19 protein-coding genes and 2 tRNA genes are annotated in these 16,967 nt (G+C 74.1%); 8 read left to right on the plus strand and 13 right to left on the minus strand.

The window, feature by feature from the left end; all coding sequences use genetic code 11:
• The first annotated feature begins 90 nt into the window (after nt 1–90).
• The gene (locus BUE41_RS30080; protein WP_143172030.1) at nt 91–645 is read left to right on the plus strand and encodes a hypothetical protein; all 555 of its coding nucleotides are present in this window, start codon (nt 91–93) and stop codon (nt 643–645) included.
• Nucleotides 646–664: 19 nt separating this feature from the next.
• On the opposite strand, the gene BUE41_RS07985 is transcribed toward BUE41_RS30080, so the two are convergent.
• The 5 genes from BUE41_RS07985 to BUE41_RS08005 all read right to left on the minus strand — a co-directional run bounded on the left by BUE41_RS07985 (nt 665) and on the right by BUE41_RS08005 (nt 4,734).
• A tRNA-Ala gene (locus BUE41_RS07985) sits at nt 665–737 on the minus strand.
• Between the two features lie 39 nt (nt 738–776).
• Nucleotides 777–1,727 (minus strand): hypothetical protein, encoded by a 951-nt coding sequence (locus BUE41_RS07990; protein WP_073456372.1) that lies wholly within the window; start codon nt 1,725–1,727, stop codon nt 777–779.
• 220 nt (nt 1,728–1,947) lie between these two features.
• Nucleotides 1,948–2,613 (minus strand): GNAT family N-acetyltransferase, encoded by a 666-nt coding sequence (locus BUE41_RS07995; RefSeq protein ID WP_073456373.1) that lies wholly within the window; start codon nt 2,611–2,613, stop codon nt 1,948–1,950.
• Nucleotides 2,613–3,833, minus strand: coding sequence for a molybdotransferase-like divisome protein Glp (glp, locus tag BUE41_RS08000; protein WP_073456374.1), 1,221 nt, complete (start codon nt 3,831–3,833; stop codon nt 2,613–2,615). The genes BUE41_RS07995 and glp overlap by 1 nt, the downstream gene beginning before the upstream one ends.
• A gap of 4 nt (nt 3,834–3,837) precedes the next feature.
• Nucleotides 3,838–4,734, minus strand: coding sequence for a UTP--glucose-1-phosphate uridylyltransferase (locus BUE41_RS08005; RefSeq protein WP_073456375.1), 897 nt, complete (start codon nt 4,732–4,734; stop codon nt 3,838–3,840).
• A gap of 36 nt (nt 4,735–4,770) precedes the next feature.
• Here BUE41_RS08005 and BUE41_RS08010 point away from each other — a divergent pair, with 36 nt between their 5' ends.
• The 4 genes from BUE41_RS08010 (at nt 4,771) to mscL (ending at nt 6,921) form a co-directional block, all read left to right on the plus strand.
• Nucleotides 4,771–5,400 carry a 5-formyltetrahydrofolate cyclo-ligase gene (locus tag BUE41_RS08010; RefSeq protein WP_234997059.1) on the plus strand — a complete coding sequence of 210 codons (630 nt, stop codon included), beginning with the start codon at nt 4,771–4,773 and terminating at the stop codon, nt 5,398–5,400.
• Between the two features lie 88 nt (nt 5,401–5,488).
• A complete protein-coding gene (locus tag BUE41_RS08015) occupies nt 5,489–5,791 on the plus strand; it encodes an FmdB family zinc ribbon protein (RefSeq protein WP_073456376.1) in 303 nt (100 codons plus the stop codon).
• 87 nt (nt 5,792–5,878) lie between these two features.
• Complete coding sequence (locus BUE41_RS08020) at nt 5,879–6,523, plus strand: SAF domain-containing protein (protein WP_234997061.1); 645 nt, start codon at nt 5,879–5,881, stop codon at nt 6,521–6,523.
• Nucleotides 6,523–6,921, plus strand: coding sequence for a large-conductance mechanosensitive channel protein MscL (mscL, locus tag BUE41_RS08025; RefSeq protein ID WP_073456377.1), 399 nt, complete (start codon nt 6,523–6,525; stop codon nt 6,919–6,921). Before BUE41_RS08020 ends, mscL begins: the two co-directional genes overlap by 1 nt.
• Here mscL and BUE41_RS08030 read toward each other — a convergent pair whose 3' ends face one another.
• On the minus strand, nt 6,922–7,101 hold the full coding sequence (locus BUE41_RS08030) for a hypothetical protein (protein WP_073456378.1): 180 nt from the start codon (nt 7,099–7,101) through the stop codon (nt 6,922–6,924). It lies immediately after the preceding gene.
• A gap of 25 nt (nt 7,102–7,126) precedes the next feature.
• Here BUE41_RS08030 and BUE41_RS08035 point away from each other — a divergent pair, with 25 nt between their 5' ends.
• Entirely contained in the window at nt 7,127–7,411 is a 285-nt protein-coding gene (locus tag BUE41_RS08035; protein ID WP_073456379.1) for a hypothetical protein, read from the plus strand.
• Nucleotides 7,412–7,414: 3 nt separating this feature from the next.
• Here the strand turns inward: BUE41_RS08035 and BUE41_RS08040 are convergent, their stop codons facing one another.
• From BUE41_RS08040 to BUE41_RS08055, 4 genes are all read right to left on the minus strand, one after another.
• A complete protein-coding gene (locus BUE41_RS08040; protein WP_407691655.1) occupies nt 7,415–7,906 on the minus strand; it encodes a MogA/MoaB family molybdenum cofactor biosynthesis protein in 492 nt (163 codons plus the stop codon).
• Between the two features lie 56 nt (nt 7,907–7,962).
• Nucleotides 7,963–10,413: a S1C family serine protease gene (locus BUE41_RS08045; protein WP_143172031.1), complete on the minus strand. Its 2,451-nt coding sequence runs from the start codon at nt 10,411–10,413 to the stop codon at nt 7,963–7,965.
• A 100-nt stretch (nt 10,414–10,513) separates the two neighbouring features.
• The gene (locus BUE41_RS08050; RefSeq protein WP_073456382.1) at nt 10,514–11,908 is read right to left on the minus strand and encodes a HAMP domain-containing sensor histidine kinase; all 1,395 of its coding nucleotides are present in this window, start codon (nt 11,906–11,908) and stop codon (nt 10,514–10,516) included.
• Complete coding sequence (locus tag BUE41_RS08055; protein WP_073456383.1) at nt 11,905–12,597, minus strand: response regulator transcription factor; 693 nt, start codon at nt 12,595–12,597, stop codon at nt 11,905–11,907. The genes BUE41_RS08050 and BUE41_RS08055 overlap by 4 nt, the downstream gene beginning before the upstream one ends.
• A 167-nt stretch (nt 12,598–12,764) precedes the next feature.
• On the opposite strand from BUE41_RS08055, the gene BUE41_RS08060 reads away from it, so the two are divergent.
• Entirely contained in the window at nt 12,765–13,655 is an 891-nt protein-coding gene (locus tag BUE41_RS08060; protein WP_073456587.1) for a DMT family transporter, read from the plus strand.
• 33 nt (nt 13,656–13,688) lie between these two features.
• A tRNA-Arg gene (locus BUE41_RS08065) sits at nt 13,689–13,761 on the plus strand.
• Nucleotides 13,762–13,920: 159 nt separating this feature from the next.
• On the opposite strand, the gene BUE41_RS08070 is transcribed toward BUE41_RS08065, so the two are convergent.
• Genes BUE41_RS08070 through BUE41_RS08080 form a run of 3 tightly spaced genes read right to left on the minus strand, consistent with a single transcriptional unit; the run spans nt 13,921 to nt 16,885 of the window.
• Nucleotides 13,921–14,625, minus strand: a complete 705-nt coding sequence (locus tag BUE41_RS08070; RefSeq protein ID WP_200803811.1) for a response regulator — start codon at nt 14,623–14,625, stop codon at nt 13,921–13,923.
• Nucleotides 14,622–15,725 carry a sensor histidine kinase gene (locus BUE41_RS08075; protein ID WP_073456588.1) on the minus strand — a complete coding sequence of 368 codons (1,104 nt, stop codon included), beginning with the start codon at nt 15,723–15,725 and terminating at the stop codon, nt 14,622–14,624. Before BUE41_RS08075 ends, BUE41_RS08070 begins: the two co-directional genes overlap by 4 nt.
• 59 nt (nt 15,726–15,784) lie before the next feature.
• Nucleotides 15,785–16,885 carry a DUF418 domain-containing protein gene (locus BUE41_RS08080; RefSeq protein WP_084754585.1) on the minus strand — a complete coding sequence of 367 codons (1,101 nt, stop codon included), beginning with the start codon at nt 16,883–16,885 and terminating at the stop codon, nt 15,785–15,787.
• Nucleotides 16,886–16,967: the final 82 nt, after the last annotated feature.

The following is a 16,967-nucleotide window of genomic DNA, read 5'->3' on the forward strand; positions in this document are numbered from 1 at the left end:
CCGGAGTCGTCGTCACGATGCCGCTGTGCGGCGTGTTCCCCACCCCGATCGTCAGGCCTTGATCACCGCGGATGCCTCCTTCGCCGAACGATGGCACGAGGCGCGCAGCCGCGTCTGCCGATACACGGACAGGCTCGGTCGCGGCATGGACGCAGGGATCATCGACACGGTGACGGCGTTCCTGCTGCTCGGCTTCGGCACCACGGGTCCTGCGAGGGACACCCTGATCGGGCGTCACCCGGACCCTGGGTCCAGATCGAACTGCCCGAACCGGTCGTACCACCCTGGGATGACCACGAGAAGGTCGCCCGTCTGCTCACCGAGGCCCGAGATCCGCTCACCAACCTGCTCAACAGCTTCTACAGCGAGCACGAGCGGGGCCCGTATCAGTTGGTCGCCGGTGAACTCTGGGACGGTGAGAGCGGCGCCCTCATCGGGTTCACCGTGTGCTCAGCAGGGCTCAGGGACGTCAACCGCGGCAAGGTCCCCCGTAGGGATGTCGACCGCCAGGCCGCTCAGGACGAGATGGCGTGCTTCACCGACTACCTGATCGAGCAGGCGATGCAGCGACACGCCGAGGACGGAGGCCGACGACGTGGAGAACTCCGGTCCGTCGACATCGACGCGGGGGTCGCCGACCTGTGAAGGTCCCCGACCAGACGGGTGGAGCTGAGGGGAATCGAACCCCTGACCTTCTCGATGCGAACGAGACGCGCTACCAACTGCGCTACAGCCCCGGTGTCCGGTCGCCCGGACGTCTCAACGTTAGCAGGCCGTCATTCACCGGCTGCACGCCGGTATCCCCTTAGCTCGCTCTGGCCGAGATCGTGCTGGTCAAGCTCGTCGTCGAGCTCCTCCACGAGCACGGTGCCGGCCGGGAGCGGGGGCGGCGGCGCCGGCTCCAGCCGCGGCAGCGCCGACTCGATCGTGAGCTCGTCGAGCGAGACGAGGCGCGGCGCGGGCCCGCCGGTGCCGGAGATCCGCTCCTCGGGCTCCTTCTTGAGGTCGTCCTGCTCGTCGTCGCGCGCCTCGTCGTCCTCGAGCTGCTCGGACTCCTCGGCCTCCGCCTCGTCGAGCGCCTCGCCGAGGTCCTCCGCCGCCGGTTCGGCATCAGCGGCGTCCGGGCTGCGGCGGGTGACCTCGCGGCCGCGCCGAGCCCACTCGTCGGCGGCGGGATCGGCAGCGGCGCTGCTGGCTCGGCGGGCCGCGGCGAGGCGGGCGGCCCGGCGGGCGCGGATCGCCTCCTCCATGCGGACCTGGCGGCGCAGGTAGACCAGGTACCCGACGAGGGCGACGTCGATGGCGGCGTGCGCGGACCACACGACGGGGATGGCGGCCGCGGCGATGACCCCGGAGACGAGCGCCAGCAGCAGCATCGTCAGCACGACGCGCTGGCGGAACACGGCCCGCGTGCGGGCGGCCGCGGCGGCGGCCTGCGGGTCGTACCCGCCCCGGCCGGGGCGGTAGCGCGGCGGCGGGCGGTCCCAGCCGCGATCGTCGGCCGGGACGTCGTCGGGCGCCGTGCGGGCGCGGGGCACGTGCAGGTCCGAGGTCCGATCGGTACGGGTGTCGGCCAACTCGTCCACCTCCGATTCGGGACGACGTGGGCGGTCCAGCACCCGGCCGGCGAGCGCCGACTCGCTCGGTCGCGGCACCTCCTGCCGATGCCGGGCCACTGCGGGAAGCAGGATCAGCAGCCAGATGACCACCAGACCTGCGAAGATCATCGAGCTGGGCAATGCCGCTGTACCTCCCCCCGAGAGAGCGCTGGACGGAGCGACGGATCCCGCCGCCCCCGAGGCAAGATCGGCTCCGTAGCCCAACCTAATGAGGCCGTGCGGGGGATCGGGGCAGCGACGCGCCGTCGCCGTCAGGTTCACTCAGGCGTCGGCACGTGAGCTCTGGGATTCCAGATGCGCGTGTGAGTGATACCTGATCGAGTGGTGATCACGCGCGCGAGGCGCGGCCCTCGGCCACGAGCCGGCCGACCAACCCTTTCGGGGGGAGCTCCTCACGCGTCAGAGCGAAGCACAGATGATCTCGCCACGCTCCGTCGACCTCGAGGTAGCGGCGGAACAGCCCCTCCTGCCGGAACCCCAGCTTCTCCAGCACCCGCAGGCTCGCGCCGTTCTCCGGGCGCACCGTCGCCTCCAGCCGGTGCAGCCCGACCGGGCCGAAGCAGTGGTCCACGACGGACGCCACCGCCGCGGTGATCACGCCGCCGCCGGACACCCGCGAGTCGACCCAGTAGCCGACGTAGGCCGACAGCAACGGCTCCCGCACGACGTTGCCGACCATGACGTGCCCGGCGAAGCGACCGTCGACGGTGACCGCGAACGGCAGTGCGAGCCCGCGGCGAGCGGCGGCGCGCAGCTGCAGCCACCGGCCGGGCCACTCGATCGACGAGTTCCGCTCCAGCCAGGTGCCGGGCAGCGTCGGCTCCCACGGCGACAGGTAGGCCTCGTCGCGGATGCGGATCGCCGACCACTCGGCGCCGTCGCGCAGCCGCACCGGACGCAGCGCGACCACCCCGGCGCGCACGCGCAGCGGCGGGAGCCTCGCCGGCCAGCCGGGGTGCCGCCCCGGCGGGCGCTCCGGCACCGGATAGCCCACTAGCCGACCGGCAGGAACGCCACCGTGACCTCGTCGTCCACGGTGGCCTCGGTGACGTCCTCCGGGACGATGATCAGCCCGTTGGCATCGGACAGCGAGGTCAGCAGGTGCGTGCCGGAGTTGCCGAGCGGCTGCACCAGGTAGTCGCCGGACGCCTCCTCCCGCAGTAGGCGCGCACGCAGGTAGCCGCGGCAGCCGGGCAGGGACGTGATCGGCGAGGTCAGCCGGGCCTGCACGGTGCGCCGGTACGGCGGGCGGCCCTGCGCGTAGCGCAGCAGCGGCCGGACGAACACCTCGAACAGCAGCAGCGCCGTGGCCGGGTGCGACGGGAACAGGAACGTGGGCACCCGGTCCTCGCCCAACCGCCCGAACGCCTGCTCGGACCCGGGGTGCATCGCGACGCCGGAGTCGTCGAGGTCCCCCAGCTCCGAGACGGCCGCGCGCACCTCCGTGCCGGCCCGGCCGTTCACCGCCCCGCACAGCACCAGGACGTCGCTGAACGGCAGCCGGTCGGCCAGCGCCGCACTGATCTCCTTGGCGTCGCCGCGCACCAGCGCCGCGCGGGCGACGTCGGCCCCAGCCTCCCGCGCCGCGGCGGCGAGCGCCGGCGAGCAGGTGTCGGGGATCTGCCCGGGCCCCGGGGTGCGCTGCAGGTCGACCAGCTCGTCGCCGACCGAGACGATCGAGACCCGCGGCCGCGGGTGCACCAGCACCTTGTCCCGCCCCGCGGCCGCCAGCAGGCCGACCTGGGCAGGGCCGATCACCGCGTCGCGGCGGACCGCGACGTCCCCCGGCTGGACGTCTTCGCCGACGCGGCGCACGTTCGCGGCCGACGGCACCCCGCGCGTGACCTCGATGCGGGCCGTGCCGCCGTCGGTGTGGTCGACGGGCACGACGGCGTCGGCCAGCGTGGGCAGCGGGGCTCCGGCGGCGACCGCGACCGCCTGGCGCGGCTGCAGCCGCAGCGGCTGGCGGGACCCGGCGGCGATCTCCCCCACCACCGGGATCGACACCGGATCGACCTCGGAGGCGCCGCTGACGTCGACGCTGCGCACGGCGTAGCCGTCGATCGCCGCCATGTCGAAGGCGGGCAGCGGCCGCCCGACGACGACCTCCTCGGCGCTGCGCAGGCCGTAGGCCTCCGCGATCGCGACGCGGACCGGTGCCGGGCGGACCGCCCCGCCCAGCACCCGCTCGAGCTGCTCGTCGACCGTCCTCACCGCATCACCCCTGCTTCAGGCGCTCGGTCAGCCAGGTGCGCAGGTCCGGGCCGTAGTCGGGGTGCTGCAGGGCGAAGTCCACGAAGGCCCGGACGTAGCCACCCGGGTTGCCCAGGTCGTGGCGGCCGCCGCGGTGCACCACGACGTGCACCGGGTGCCCCTCCTCGATCAGGAGGGCGACGGCGTCGGTGAGCTGCAGCTCACCGCCCGCCCCTGGGGTGATCCGGTCGAGCGCGTCGAAGATCGCGACGTCGAGCAGGTAGCGACCGGCCGCAGCGTACGTGGACGGTGCCTCGTCGGCCGGCGGCTTCTCCACCATGCCGTGCACGCGCTTCACGTCGGGCTCGTCGGTGTCGGTGACGTCGAAGACCCCGTAGGCGGAGATCTGCTCGCGCGGGATGTCGAACGCGCACAGCACGCTGCCGCCGTAGCGGGCGCGGACCTGCGCCATCTTCTTCAGCACCCCGCTGGGTAGCACCAGGTCGTCGGGCAGCAGGACGGCGAACGCCTGCTCGTCCGGCCCGATGGCCTCCCGCGCGCAGCCGACGGCGTGGCCGAGCCCGAGCGGCTCGGGCTGGGTGACGGTCCGCACCTCGATCAGCTCGTGGGCCCGGCGGACCTTCGCGACCAGCTTCTCCTTGCCCCGCGCCGCCAGCTCCTTCTCCAGCTCCGACGAGTCGGCGAAGTGGGCGGCGACGGCGTCCTTGCCCGGCGAGGTCACGATCAGCAAGCGCTCAGCGCCGGCGTCCGCGGCTTCGGCGGCGACGATCTCGATGCCGGGCGTGTCGACGACCGGCAGGAGCTCCTTCGGGACCGTCTTGGTGGTGGGCAGGAACCGGGTGCCCAGACCGGCGGCCGGCACCACGGCCGTGCGGAAGGGCTGAGGCGCAAGCTCGCTCATGACCGGCGAGCCTATCGGCGCCGCTACGGTGGACGGGTGACGGCACACGGTCTCGACGCACCCGGGGCAGCCGACGAGGCGGTGCGGGCTGCCAAGTCCGAGGTGCGTTCCCGCGTGCTCGCCGCCCGCCGCGCCCTCGCGCCCGAGGTGCGGGCCGCCCGCGCAGAGGCGATCGCAGCCCACGCCGTGGCGCTCGCCGCCGAGTTCTCCGGCCCGATCTGCGCCTACCTCCCCTTCGGCACCGAGCCCGGCTCGCCGGCGATGGTCGAGGCGTTGGTCACAGCCGGCCACGACGTCCTGCTGCCCGTGGTGCCCGAGACCGAGGGCCCGATGGACTGGGCCCGCTTCTCCTCCACCGACGACACCGCGCCCACGGCGATCGGGATCCGCGAGCCGACCGGACCGCGGCTCGGCCCGCAGGCGATCACCGAGGCCGCGCTCGTGCTGGTCCCAGCCCTGGCGGTGGACCGCTCCGGTGTCCGGCTCGGCCGCGGCCGCGGTCACTACGACCGCTCCCTGCGGCTCGTCTCCCCCACCGCGCTGCTCGTCGCGGTGATCGACGACGACGAGCTGGTGCCCCGCCTGCCCGCTGAACCGCACGATCGGCCGGTCGACGCAGTGCTCATGCCCACTGCCGGGACGGTCCGGCTGCGGAACAGATCCTGATCGATCCGGGTTAAACTGGCACTCACAGCGTTCGAGTGCCAGGGCACGGAGTCAGAGTGCCTGGCCCGTGCAGCCCGGAGGAAACCCCGTGCCGACCTACCAGTACGCGTGCACCGCATGCGGACACCGCTTCGAAGCGGTGCAGTCGTTCTCCGACGCATCGCTCACGGAATGCCCGCAGTGCGCGGGCAAGCTGCGGAAGGTGTTCTCCTCCGTAGGGATCGTGTTCAAGGGCAGCGGCTTCTACCGCACCGACAGCCGCAACGGCTCCGTGCCGTCGGGTGACTCCTCGTCCAGCTCGAAGGACTCGTCGAGCGCATCGGGCTCCTCCGGGTCGGGTTCGTCCTCGAGCACATCGTCGTCGAGCACCCCGACGGCGGCCGCTTCCTGATCGCGAGTTGTCCACAACTCGCCAGTAGCATCCACAGGTTTCCGCGAGGGACTCCACAGCGGCGTTCGACGGCCTAGCGTCGCCCCCATGCCCGATCCGCTCGCTGCGCACCTGTCCGAACGGATGGCCAGCGCCGTGCGGGCCGTCATCGGCGGCCCCAGCTGGCGGCGCACCCTGCGCGTGCGCCGCACCGCGGCCGCCGTGCTGGCCGGCACCGCGCTGGTCCTCGTCGCGGCGCCGCGGGCAGGACCGTCGGCCGGTGCACCGGTCCTGGTCGCGGCCGCCGAGCTGCCCGCCGGCACCACCGTGCGCGCCGCCGATCTCGCGGTCCGCGAGTGGCCTGCCGATCTCGTGCCCGTGGGCGCCCTGCGCTCCCCCGACGCCGCCGAAGGGCGGGTCCTGGTCGGGGCGGCTCACCCGGGCGAGCCGCTCACCGACGTCCGTCTGGTCGGCGGCGCTCCGGTGCCGCACGGGACGGCGGCCGTCCCCGTCCGCATCGCCGACGCCGCCGTCGCCGCCCTCCTGGTGCCGGGCAACCGGGTCGACGTGGTCACGGTCGGAGCGCGCGCCGAGGCCCCGTCCGTGCTGGCCGCCGACGCGCCGGTGCTGGCCGTGCTGCCGGAGGAGAAGGGCGCCCGCGGGCGGCTCGTCCTCGTGGGGATGTCACGCGATGCGGCGACGCGCGTGGCTTCTGCCACACTCACCGACCAGGTGACGATTACCCTCCGCTGATGCTCAAAGGATTCAAGGACTTCATCCTGCGCGGCAACGTCGTCGACCTCGCGGTGGCCGTCGTCATCGGCGCCGCGTTCGGCGCGATCGTCACGTCGTTCACCGAGAGCATCATCGAACCACTGGTCAACGCGGTGACCCCCGCCGACAGCCCCGGGCTCGGCGTCACCGTGATCCCCGGTAAGGAGAGCACCTACATCGACTTCGCGTCGGTGATCACCGCGGCGATCAACTTCCTCATCGTCGCCGCAGTCGTGTACTTCGTCATCGTCCTGCCGCTGAACAAGCTGCAGGAGCGGCGCAAGCGCGGCCAGGTCGAGGAGGTCCCGCCCACGGAGGCGGAGCTGCTCGCGGAGATCCGCGACCTGCTGCGCGCCCAGCGGGGCGGCCAGGCCTAGCTACCAGGCCCGGTCGTGGTGCGGCGGACGGTCGGCGAGCAGCTCGGCGTCCCGGTCGCGCGACCGGTCGTCCGGGTGCTCGAACTCCCGCTCGTCCCGGGTGGTGTCGGGCAGGACGTCGCCGAACACGGCGGCGAGCTTGCGACGGAGCTGTTCGGACGGTTCGGGCACGACATCCATCCTCCTCCGGTGCCACGATGGGCGCATGAGCAACCCCGACGACCGCACCGAGCGGGCGAAGGAAATCACCGACACCGTGCTGGAGAAGGCGGGCGAGCTCGCCGAGAAGGCTGGGCACAAGGCGGCGGAGCTGGCCGAACTCGCCCGCGAACGGGCGCCTGAGGTGCTCGACAAGGCCGCGGAGCTGGCGACGCAGGCGGTCACCACCGCGGCCGCGGCGGTCGACAAGGCCACCGGCGGGCGGTTCCACGAGTACCTCGCCTCGGTCGGGGCGCAGAAGCCGCCGGAGCCGCCGGAGGAGGAGGACTGAAGCTCAGTCCTCGAGCCCGGACAGCTCCGAGATCACGTGCGCCACCAGCGGGGTCAGGGTCGCCATGCCGTCCCGCACGGCCGCGCGGGACGACGCGAGGTTCACCACGAGCGTGCTGCCGGAGACCCCGGCCAGCCCGCGGGAGAGCCCGGCGTCGATGGCGCCCGCGGCGAGCCCGGATGCGCGGATCGCCTCGGCGATGCCGGGGATCGGCCGGTCGAGAACGCCCGCGGTGGCGTCGGGGGTGACGTCACGGGGTGACACCCCGGTGCCGCCGACCGTCACCACGAGGTCGACGCCGCCGATGACCGCGGTGTTCAGCGCGTTGCGGATGGCGACCGCCTCGCCGGGCACGCTCACCACGCCGTCGACGAGCAGACCGGCCTCTTCGAGCAGCTCGGTGACGAGTGGTCCGGTGGAGTCCTCGCGCTCGCCCTGGCTCACCCGGTCGTCGACGACGACCACGAGAGCGCGGCCGATCTTGGGCGGTGCCATCTCCATGGCATCACCGTAGCGACCGGCTCAGCGACGCCCTGCACACGGTCGGGTGGTCAGCTCGCGGCGTCGAGCGTGACCTCCACGGTGCGGTCGGACAGCTCGATCCGCACCACCTCGCCGGGTGCCCGGGAGCCGATCGCGGCCTGCAGGTCGTCGCCGGTCAGCACAGGCCGGTCGTCGATGCGGACGACGACGTCGCCGATCGCGATCCCGGCCCGGTCCGCCGGCCCGCCCGCCGCGACGGTCCGCACGACCGCACCGGTGCGCCGGGAATCGGTCGCGACGGTGAGCCCAGCCGACGCGCGCGCCGCCTTGCCGGTGCGCTCCAGCTCGTCGGCGACCCGCTTGGCCTGGTTGATCGGGACGGCGAAGCCGACGCCGATCGACCCGTCCCTGGGCCCGGTGGTCGCGATCGCGGAGTTGATGCCGATGACGCGGCCGGCCATGTCCACCAGCGGCCCGCCGGAGTTGCCGGGGTTGATGGCGGCGTCGGTCTGGACGGCGTTGAGCACGGTCTGGGTGCGCGCGCCCTGCGCCGGTCCGACCGTGACGGCCCGGTCGAGCGCGCTCACCACACCGGTGGTCACGGTGCCGCCGAGGCCGAGCGGGGAGCCGACGGCCACGACCTGCTGGCCGACCGCGATCGAGGAGGAGTCGCCGAGCTCGGCGGGGACCAGCCCGGTCAGCCCCTGGGCCTGCACCAGCGCGAGGTCGGAGTTGGGGTCGCGCCCGACGAGCTTCGCCTGCGCGGTGCGACCGTCCTGCAGCTGCACGACGAGGCCCCGGCTGCCGATCTGCTCCACGACGTGGTTGTTGGTGAGCAGCAGCCCGTCGGGGCGCAGGACCACCGCGGAGCCGGTCGTGTCGGACGCCCCGTTGGCGCGCAGCTGCACCACGCTCGGCAGCACCTTCGCGGCGACCTGCTCGACGGTCCCCTGACCCGCGGACGCCTCGGCAGCCGGGTCCGGGCCGCGGCTCGCGAGCGAGTAGCCGATCGCACCGCCCGCCATGCCCGCGAGGATCGCGGCGGCGGCCGCGGCGGCCGCCAGCACCGGCCATCCGGGTGTCCGGCCGGCGAGCCGGGCCGGGCGGCCGGGCATCGGCGGCGGGGGCTGCAGGACGGCCTGTCGGGGAACGGCCTGCTGGGTAACGACGTGGGGTGGCGCCTGCTGCAGGAAGATCGGCTCGGTCGTCGCGACCGGACCGTCCGGGGTGCCCGCCGGCTGGGGCCCGGCCGACGGGACCGGGTGCGGGACCGCGCCCGGGTCGGTGGTCGCGGAGTCCGCAGTGGACGCCGGTGCGGTGGCCGTGGGTCCGGTGGCCGGCCCGTCGTCCGGGGCAGGCGAGGGCGCGGGGATCACGCCCATCGTGGTGGTGGCCGCCTCCCCGTCGTCCTCCGACCGCTGCCGGGGGACGCCGTTCGAGCCGCGGTGCTGCCGGGTCGGGCCCTCGACGTCGACGGGCTCGCGGGCCTCGGGGACGACCGGCTCGGCCTCCTTCTCGCGGGCCCGCTCCGCCGGCCGGTCCTGGGCGGGGATCGCGTCCCGGACGTCGTGCTCGGCGGCCTCCGGATCGCGGTCCTCGGCCTGCTCCGAGGCGCGGTCCGGGCCGCTGCGGTGGCGGCCGTCCGCCCCTCCCGCGTCAGGCTCGTCCTGCTCCTCGGCGGGGCGCGCGTGCCGGGGGCGCTCGGCAGGCTCCGGTGCGGTGCCGCGAGCCTCCGGCTCCTGGTGTTCGGTGCGCGCTCCGTCGGCACCGTCAGCGCCGTCGGCACCGTTCGTGCGGTCGCGGGTCCCCGTCGGGCGGGCTCCGGACTTCTGGTCGGTGCTGGCCCGGTGGGTGCCCTCGGGCGGGGTCGGCCAAGGATCGGCGGTCCAGCCGCCGATGCGCGTCCGGGGCTCGGGGACGCCGGACGAGAAGAGGTCGGTCGCCGGGCGGGAGGTTGCGCGCTCGGACCCGGCGACGCCCTGGGCGAAGCGGGCCGCCGCCGCGCCGTAGGTGGTGGATCGACGCCCGGGATCGGTGGCGGCGCGCGCGGCCGGATCGGCCGGTGCGTCGGCGAACAGGTCCACCGAGCTGCTGCTGGCGTTGCCGAACGGGGTCGCCTCGACCCGCCGCCGTTCGCCGGGTACCCGCTGGGGCAGGATCGGGGATGCGGCGGTCTCGGGCGACTCGTGCCGGGCCTCGTCGGAGCGCTGCGGCCGCTCCACCGATGCGCTCGGCGTCTGCGCGGCCAGCTCGGCGAAGAGCGGGTCGTCGCCATCGAGGGAGGCCTGCGCGTCGAACAGCTCGTCGAGCGCGCTCGGCTCGTCCGGCCCGAAGCCGCGGCTGAGCAGCTCGTCGACCGACACCGGTCCCACCTCGGCCGGGTCCGGGGCGGTCTTCGGTGCGTCGTCGGACCCGTAGGGCCACGTGCGCTCCGCGCCGGATCCCTCCCCGTCGGTGGGGTCGGCGTCCGGCGCGTCCGGCAACTGCTCCGTGCGACCTCTCGGCTCGCGGTCGTGCATCGCCATCACCCGTTCGGCTGTCCGTCGACTCGGGCGTCAGCCTATGAGTAGGGAATGCGCGCCGCGGCAGCCCCCGACCGGCCACGGTCGGGCGACGGCATCACCCGTGCGCCGGGCGGCCCGGTAGACGCACCGCGAGCAGGGCCCCGCCCTCCGGCGCCCGACCGGCCCACACGGCGCCACCGTGCCGCAGCGCGACCTGGCGGACGATGGCCAGCCCGAGCCCGGAGCCGGGCATCGTGCGGGAGGTGTCGGCCCGGTAGAAGCGCTCGAAGACGTGCGGGAGGTCTTCAGGGGCGATGCCCGGTCCGGCGTCGGCGACCTCCAGCACGATCCACCACTCGTCCAGCGGTCGCATCTGCACCCGGACCTCACCGCCGGGCGGGCTCCACTTGATCGCGTTGTCGAGCAGGTTCAGCACCGCCCGCTCCAGCGCGGTGGCATCGCCCATCAGCGTCCAGGGCACGAGGACCGTCTTGAACGTGATGCCACCGGCGCGGCGGCGAGCCCGTTCGAGGGCGCGTTCGATGACGTCCATGAGCTCGACCGGCTCGTGGACGACGGCGGGAGCGTCGTCGCGGGCCAGTTCGACCAGGTCGCCGACGAGTGTCGACAGCTCGGCGACCTGGGCTTGCACGTCCTCGAGGATCTCCGCCCGCTCGGACTCCGGCAGCGGCGGGGCTCCGGGCCGACTGGCGGCGGCGAGCAGCTCGAGGTTGGTCCGCATGGACGTCAGCGGGGTGCGCAGCTCGTGGCCGGCGTCCGCGACGAGGCGGCGCTGCTGCTCGCGGGAGGCGGCGAGCGCACCGAGCATCTCGTTGAAGCTGTGCGAGAGCCGGGCGAGCTCGTCGGTGCCCTCGACGGGGATCGGCCGCAGGTCACCGGTGGCGGCGACCCGCTCGGTGGCGTCGATGAGCCGGTCGACGGGCCGCAGTGCCGCGCGGGCCACCGCGACCCCGGCGAGCCCGGCGAGGACCACCCCGACCCCACCGACGATCGGCAGCGACGTGCCGAGCTTGGTGAACACCTGCTGGGTCGGGTCGAGCCGCTGGGCGATCACCAGCGCCTGGCCGCGGCCGGCCGGGACCGCAGCGACCCGGTACGGGTGGCCGTCGAGCTCCGCGGTGCGCACCGTGTGCTCGGCGCGGCCCGCCGCGACCGCCAGTTCCTGCGGCCCGAGCGGCGGCGCGGAGGCCTGACCCTCCGCGGAGATGAACGTGCCGTTGACGTAGAGGAGCGCGAGGCGGACGTCGCCCGCCCCGAACGCCTCCGGCGGGAGGCTCGCGAGCTGCTGCGGGTTGACCAGGTCGCTCTCGGTGGCGAAGTAGGCGCGCTGGAGCAGGTTGGCGTCCAGCGTGTCCATGATGCTGATGCGCACGGTGATGAACGCCGAGATCGACACCAGCACCACCATCAGCCCGGCGACCAGTGCCGCCAGCACCCCGATCCGCCCCCGGAGCGAGAACTGGTCGAACCGCTGGAACGACGCCGTCACGGTGGCGTGTCGCGCAGGACGTACCCGACACCCCGCACGGTGTGGATCAGCCGCGGCTCGCCCCCGGCCTCGGTCTTGCGGCGCAGGTAGCCGATGTAGACCTCGAGGGCGTTGCCGGTCGTCGGGAAGTCGTAGCCCCAGACCTGCTCGAGGATCTGGGAGCGGGTGAGCACCCGCTTCGGGTTGGTCAGCAGCAGCTCCAGCAGCGCGAACTCGGTGCGGGTCAGGCTGATCTGGCGGTCACCGCGGCGGACCTCGCGGGTCTCGGGATCGAGGGTGAGATCGGCGAACTGCAGCACCTTCGCCTGCCCACCGGTCGACGTGTACGGCGATCGCCGTCGCAGCAGCGCCCGCAGCCGAGCGAGCAGCTCCTCGAGGGCGAAGGGCTTGGGCAGGTAGTCGTCGGCTCCCGCGTCCAGCCCGGCCACCCGGTCGCTGACCGCGTCGCGTGCGGTGAGCACGAGGATCGGCAGCTCGTCGCCGGCCGCGCGCATGCGCCGGCAGACCTCCAGGCCGTCGAGCCGCGGCATCATCACGTCGAGCACCATCGCGTCGGGGCGCCGGGCCGTCACCGCGTCGAGAGCCTCCTGCCCGTCGGACGCCAGGTCGACCTCGTACCCGTTGAAGGCGAGGGACCGGCGCAGCGACTCCCGGACGGACCGGTCGTCGTCGACGACGAGGATGCGCATGGGGAAAGTCTGATCGGACGGTCTGAGAGGCGCCTGAGAGGGGGCTGTGACGGCGGCTGCAACCGCAGTCGACCGACCTGAGGAACCGGACCTCCGGAGAGTGGACCACTCCGCAGGGCGCGGATTGGACCTGCTGCCCGGTCCGCCTGCCGCATAGCGTGATCGCTGTGAGCAGGCGAGGAGCGGTGTTGTTCGCCCTGATGGGCGTGATCTGGGGCGTCCCCTACCTGATGATCAAGGTCGCCGTCGAGGGGGTGTCGGTGCCGGTGCTGGTGTTCACCCGGTGCGCCCTCGCCACCCTCCTGCTCCTGCCGCTGGCGCTGCGCGGCGGTCAGCTCGCCGGGGTCCGGCCGTACTGGAAGCCGATCGCGGCGTTCGCGTTCCTGGAGATGATCCTCCCGTGGTACCTGCTCGCCGACGCCGAGCAGGACATCTCCAGTTCGATGACGGGCCTGCTCATCGCGGCGTCCCCGATCATCACGCTGCTGGTGGCGCGCTTGCTCGGCAGCTCGGAACGGCTCGGCCCGGCCCGCATCGCCGGCCTGGGGATCGGCCTGGCCGGGGTGGCCGTGCTCGGCGCGCCCGAGCTGCGCGGCGACAACCCCGTCGCGATCCTCGAGGTCCTGCTGGTCGCGGTCTCCTACGCGATCGCCCCGCAGATCGCCGCACGCAAGCTGCAGAACGTTCCGTCGCTGCCGATGACCGTCGCCTGCCTGATCTTCGCGACCGTCGTCTACGCACCCCCGGCGGTCGCCACCTGGCCGGCCACCGTGCCGAGCGGCTGGGTGCTCGCCGCGATCGCCGGCCTCTCGGTCATCTGCACGGCGATCGGCTTCCTCGTCTTCTTCGCCCTGCTGCGCGAGGTCGGCCCGTCCCGGGCACTGGTGTTCACCTACCTCAACCCGGCCGTCGCGGTCGCGGCTGGTGTGCTGGTGCTGGGCGAGCCGCTGACCGTGTCGATGGTGGCGGCGTTCGTGCTGATCCTCGCCGGCTCGGTGCTCGCGACCCGCGCTGGTCGCGCCCAGCGGACGGTGGAGGCGGCCGAGGCCGCCACCTGATCCGTCCAGCCACGCGGCTAGGATCGCGGGCACGCCCTCGTAGCTCAGGGGATAGAGCAGCGGTTTCCTAAACCGCGTGTCGCAGGTTCGAATCCTGCCGGGGGCACGCACCGCGGTCGGCGTCACGCAACGGTCGGCATCGCGGAGGCGGTTCCGCGGGGCCGGTGCCCTCAGCCGACGAGGGTGAGATCTCGCATCGAGAACGAAGTTGCGCTCGATCGAATCGGTTCGAAATCGCCACGACTTCGTTCTCGACGAACCACCATCACGTCGGCGGGGGAGCAGACGGCCGCGGTGACGAGGCGGAAGGTCTCCCCGGCGGCTCGTACACGCCGTGGTCGAAGGCGTAGACGATCGCCGCGGCGCGATCGCGCAGCCCGAGCTTCGACAAGATGGCGCTCACGTGCGACTTCACGGTCGCCTCGCTGAGGACGAGCGCGTCGGCGATCTCCCTGTTGGTCGCACCGCGGGCGATGAGCGCGAGCACCTCGTGCTCCCGCGCGGTCAGCTCGTCGAGGCGGCGGGCGGCGCGCTGCGCCGGCGCGAGCGTGCGCCGGTGCGCGGCCAGCAGCCGCGGTGTCACGGCCGGGTCGAACCAGGCCGCACCGGCCGCCACGGCACGGGCGGCGGCGAGGATCTCCGCGGCGCCCGCGTCCTTGAGCACGAAACCCGCCGCCCCGGCCTCGAGCACGCCCCACAGGACCTCGTCCTCGTCGAACGTGGTGAGCACGAGCACCGGCGGCGCCCCTGACCGGTCACGGAGTCTGCGCGTGGTCTCCACGCCGTCGAGCCCGGCCATGCGCACGTCCATGACGACGAGATCGAGGTCGAGCTCGTCGATCTGCGCCAGCAGCTCGGAACCGTCGGCGCACTCGGCGACCACCGTGAACCCGTCCCGGGGCCGCAGGATGCGGGCGATGCCGGCCCGGACCAGCTCCTGATCGTCGACGACGGCGGTGCGCACGCTCACGGCGCGCTCCCGGGCAGCGCGCACCGCACGACCCAGCCGTCGTCCACGGGACCGGCGACGAGGGTGCCGCCCGCGGCGGCGGCCCGCTCCCGCATCCCCGTCAGGCCGTAGCCCGGCCGGTTCCGCGCCGGGCGCACCGGTCGGCTCGTCACCTCCAGCACGGTCGCCGTCGGTTCGGCGGCGACGTGGACCGAGGTGCGGGCGTCGGGCGCGTGGCGCGCCGCGTTGAGCAGCGCCTCCTGCGCGATCCGGTAGAGCGTGAGCGCCGCCATCGGGTCGACATCTCTGAGCTCGCCCGTGGTGGTGTGCTCGACGGAGAGGCCGCCGGCGCGGGCGTCCGCGACCAGGCGCGCGATGCCGTCCAGGCCCGGGACCGGGGAACGGCCGTCGCCGTCGTCACCGTCGGCGGAGCGCAGCAGCGCGACCGTGGCCCGCAGCTCGGTGAGCCCGCGCCGGCCGCTGTCCTCGGCCGCGGCGAGCGCGAGATCCGCCTCGGCCGGGTCGTCGTGCAGGACGTGGCGGGCGCTCGCCACCTGCAGGAGCACCGCGGCCAGGCCGTGCCCGACGAGGTCGTGCACGTCCCGGGCGATGCGGCGGCGCTCCTCCTCCGCCGCGCGCGCCGCCGCCGCGGCGCGGGCGGCCTCGTCGGCGGCGCGCTGCTCCTCCTGACGACGGAACAAGCCCGCGATCAGCGCGGGGAACGCCACCGCTGCCACCCACACGCCGACGTCGACGTCATCCGGATCCAGAACGTCGACCAGCACCGGTACCGCGATCGCGACCAGCACGCAGACCGCCGTCGTGGCCGGGCCCGTGTCCCAGCCGGCGACCGCGATCGCCAGCAGCGACAGCAGCAGCATCCCGGGGTCGAGATCACCTGATCCCTTCGCCACCAGCACCGCGATCGACACCCCCGCGGTCAGCACGGGCGCGGGCATCCGGTCCGGCCGCAGCGCCCACACCCCGAACAGCGCAGCACCTGCCACCAGCGCCGCGGTGCGCCACGGATCGGCGGGATCGGTGATGGCCGCGTACACCACCGCACCCACCGCGGCGAACGGCATCGCGGCCCGCAGGAGATCACGACGACCGGGAGCCATCCGCGCATCGTAGAGCCGCCGACCGAGATCGATCCCCCGCTCGGAACGTGGCCGGGTGGTCACGGTCGCCGCAGCCACGCCTCGAGCGGTCCTCGCCGTCCGGCGCGGCCGACCAGAACGGCGATCACCACGAGCAGCGCCCAGGTGCCGACGGCCAGCCCCGTCGCACCCGCGAGACCGACCCGGTCGCCCAGCCCGCCGCCGTACGGTGCGAGCACCGCGACGAACACCACCGACTGGACGACGTAGCAGGACAGCGATCGCCGCCCGCACTCCGTGAGCGCCCGCGCCACTCGCCCCTGTGCCCGCGCCGCGACCAGCCCGGCCACCGCGACGAACGCCAGGCCGCCCGCGTACCCCGTCACTCCGTGCAGCGCGCCGGCCACCAGCCGGGCGGCCAGTCCGGGGTCCGGCCACACGGTCGCCGCCATCGTCGCCAGCGGCAGCGCGCCGAGGATCGAGACGGTGAAGCCGACGGACGCGATCCGCAGCAGGACCGGGCGGTGGTCCCCGGGCGCGTCCAGCAGCCCCCGCCGCGCCACCCAACCGCCGAGCAGGACCGCCGCAGCCAGACCCAACGCCTGGACCAGTCCGACGACCGCCCATTCGACGATCCGCACGACCGCGGCCGACACCGGGTCCGCCACCCCCGTCGACACCAGCCAGGACCGCTGGTCGGGCGGTCCCGGCGCCGCCAGTGCCGCACCGGCGAGCGCGGGCCCGACGAGGAACCCCCCGGCCAGCCGGCGCAACCGTGCCGCCGGCGCCGTCGCGACGAGCCCGCCCAGCGCCAGTCCGAGCAGCCCGTACGGCCCCAGCACGTCACCGGAGAACAGCAGGGCCGCGTGCACCGCCCCGAGCAGCAGCAGCCGACGCGCCCGCGTGCGCACCACTGCGTGTCCGCGCTGCTCGGCCAGCCGTACCAGCCCGTACCCGAAGAGCACCCCGAACAGCGGGTACGCCCGACCGTCGACGAGCAGGACCTGTCCCAGCGCGACCGCACGGTCCACCGGCCCGGGATCGGCCGCGTGCCCGCGCACGCCGACGTCGTGCCCGAACAGGAAGAGATGGGCGTTGGCGATCGCGATGAAGAGCAGCGCGGCGCCGCGGGCGAGATCCGGGGCGACCGCCCGGGTCGCGACGAAGGCAGTGGTGGACACCCCACCGATCGTCGGCCGTCGTAGCTGCAGGCACATCGGCCTGCGGTCGGGTGTGCGATCTCCTACCGCAGGCGGAGGAGGC

Source organism: Pseudonocardia thermophila (assembly GCF_900142365.1).
Taxonomy (GTDB): Bacteria; Actinomycetota; Actinomycetes; order Mycobacteriales; family Pseudonocardiaceae; genus Pseudonocardia; species Pseudonocardia thermophila.

Coding starts and splice junctions, on each gene's coding strand:
- BUE41_RS30080 (WP_143172030.1), top strand. CDS start 91: ATGGCACGAGGCGCGCAGCCGCGTCTGCCGATACACGGACAGGCTCGG.
- BUE41_RS07990 (WP_073456372.1), bottom strand. CDS start 1,727: ATGATCTTCGCAGGTCTGGTGGTCATCTGGCTGCTGATCCTGCTTCCC.
- BUE41_RS08005 (WP_073456375.1), bottom strand. CDS start 4,734: ATGAGCGAGCTTGCGCCTCAGCCCTTCCGCACGGCCGTGGTGCCGGCC.
- BUE41_RS08020 (WP_234997061.1), top strand. CDS start 5,879: ATGCCCGATCCGCTCGCTGCGCACCTGTCCGAACGGATGGCCAGCGCC.
- mscL (WP_073456377.1), top strand. CDS start 6,523: ATGCTCAAAGGATTCAAGGACTTCATCCTGCGCGGCAACGTCGTCGAC.
- BUE41_RS08030 (WP_073456378.1), bottom strand. CDS start 7,101: ATGGATGTCGTGCCCGAACCGTCCGAACAGCTCCGTCGCAAGCTCGCC.
- BUE41_RS08035 (WP_073456379.1), top strand. CDS start 7,127: ATGAGCAACCCCGACGACCGCACCGAGCGGGCGAAGGAAATCACCGAC.
- BUE41_RS08040 (WP_407691655.1), bottom strand. CDS start 7,906: ATGGCACCGCCCAAGATCGGCCGCGCTCTCGTGGTCGTCGTCGACGAC.
- BUE41_RS08045 (WP_143172031.1), bottom strand. CDS start 10,413: ATGCACGACCGCGAGCCGAGAGGTCGCACGGAGCAGTTGCCGGACGCG.
- BUE41_RS08055 (WP_073456383.1), bottom strand. CDS start 12,597: ATGCGCATCCTCGTCGTCGACGACGACCGGTCCGTCCGGGAGTCGCTG.
- BUE41_RS08075 (WP_073456588.1), bottom strand. CDS start 15,725: ATGGCTCCCGGTCGTCGTGATCTCCTGCGGGCCGCGATGCCGTTCGCC.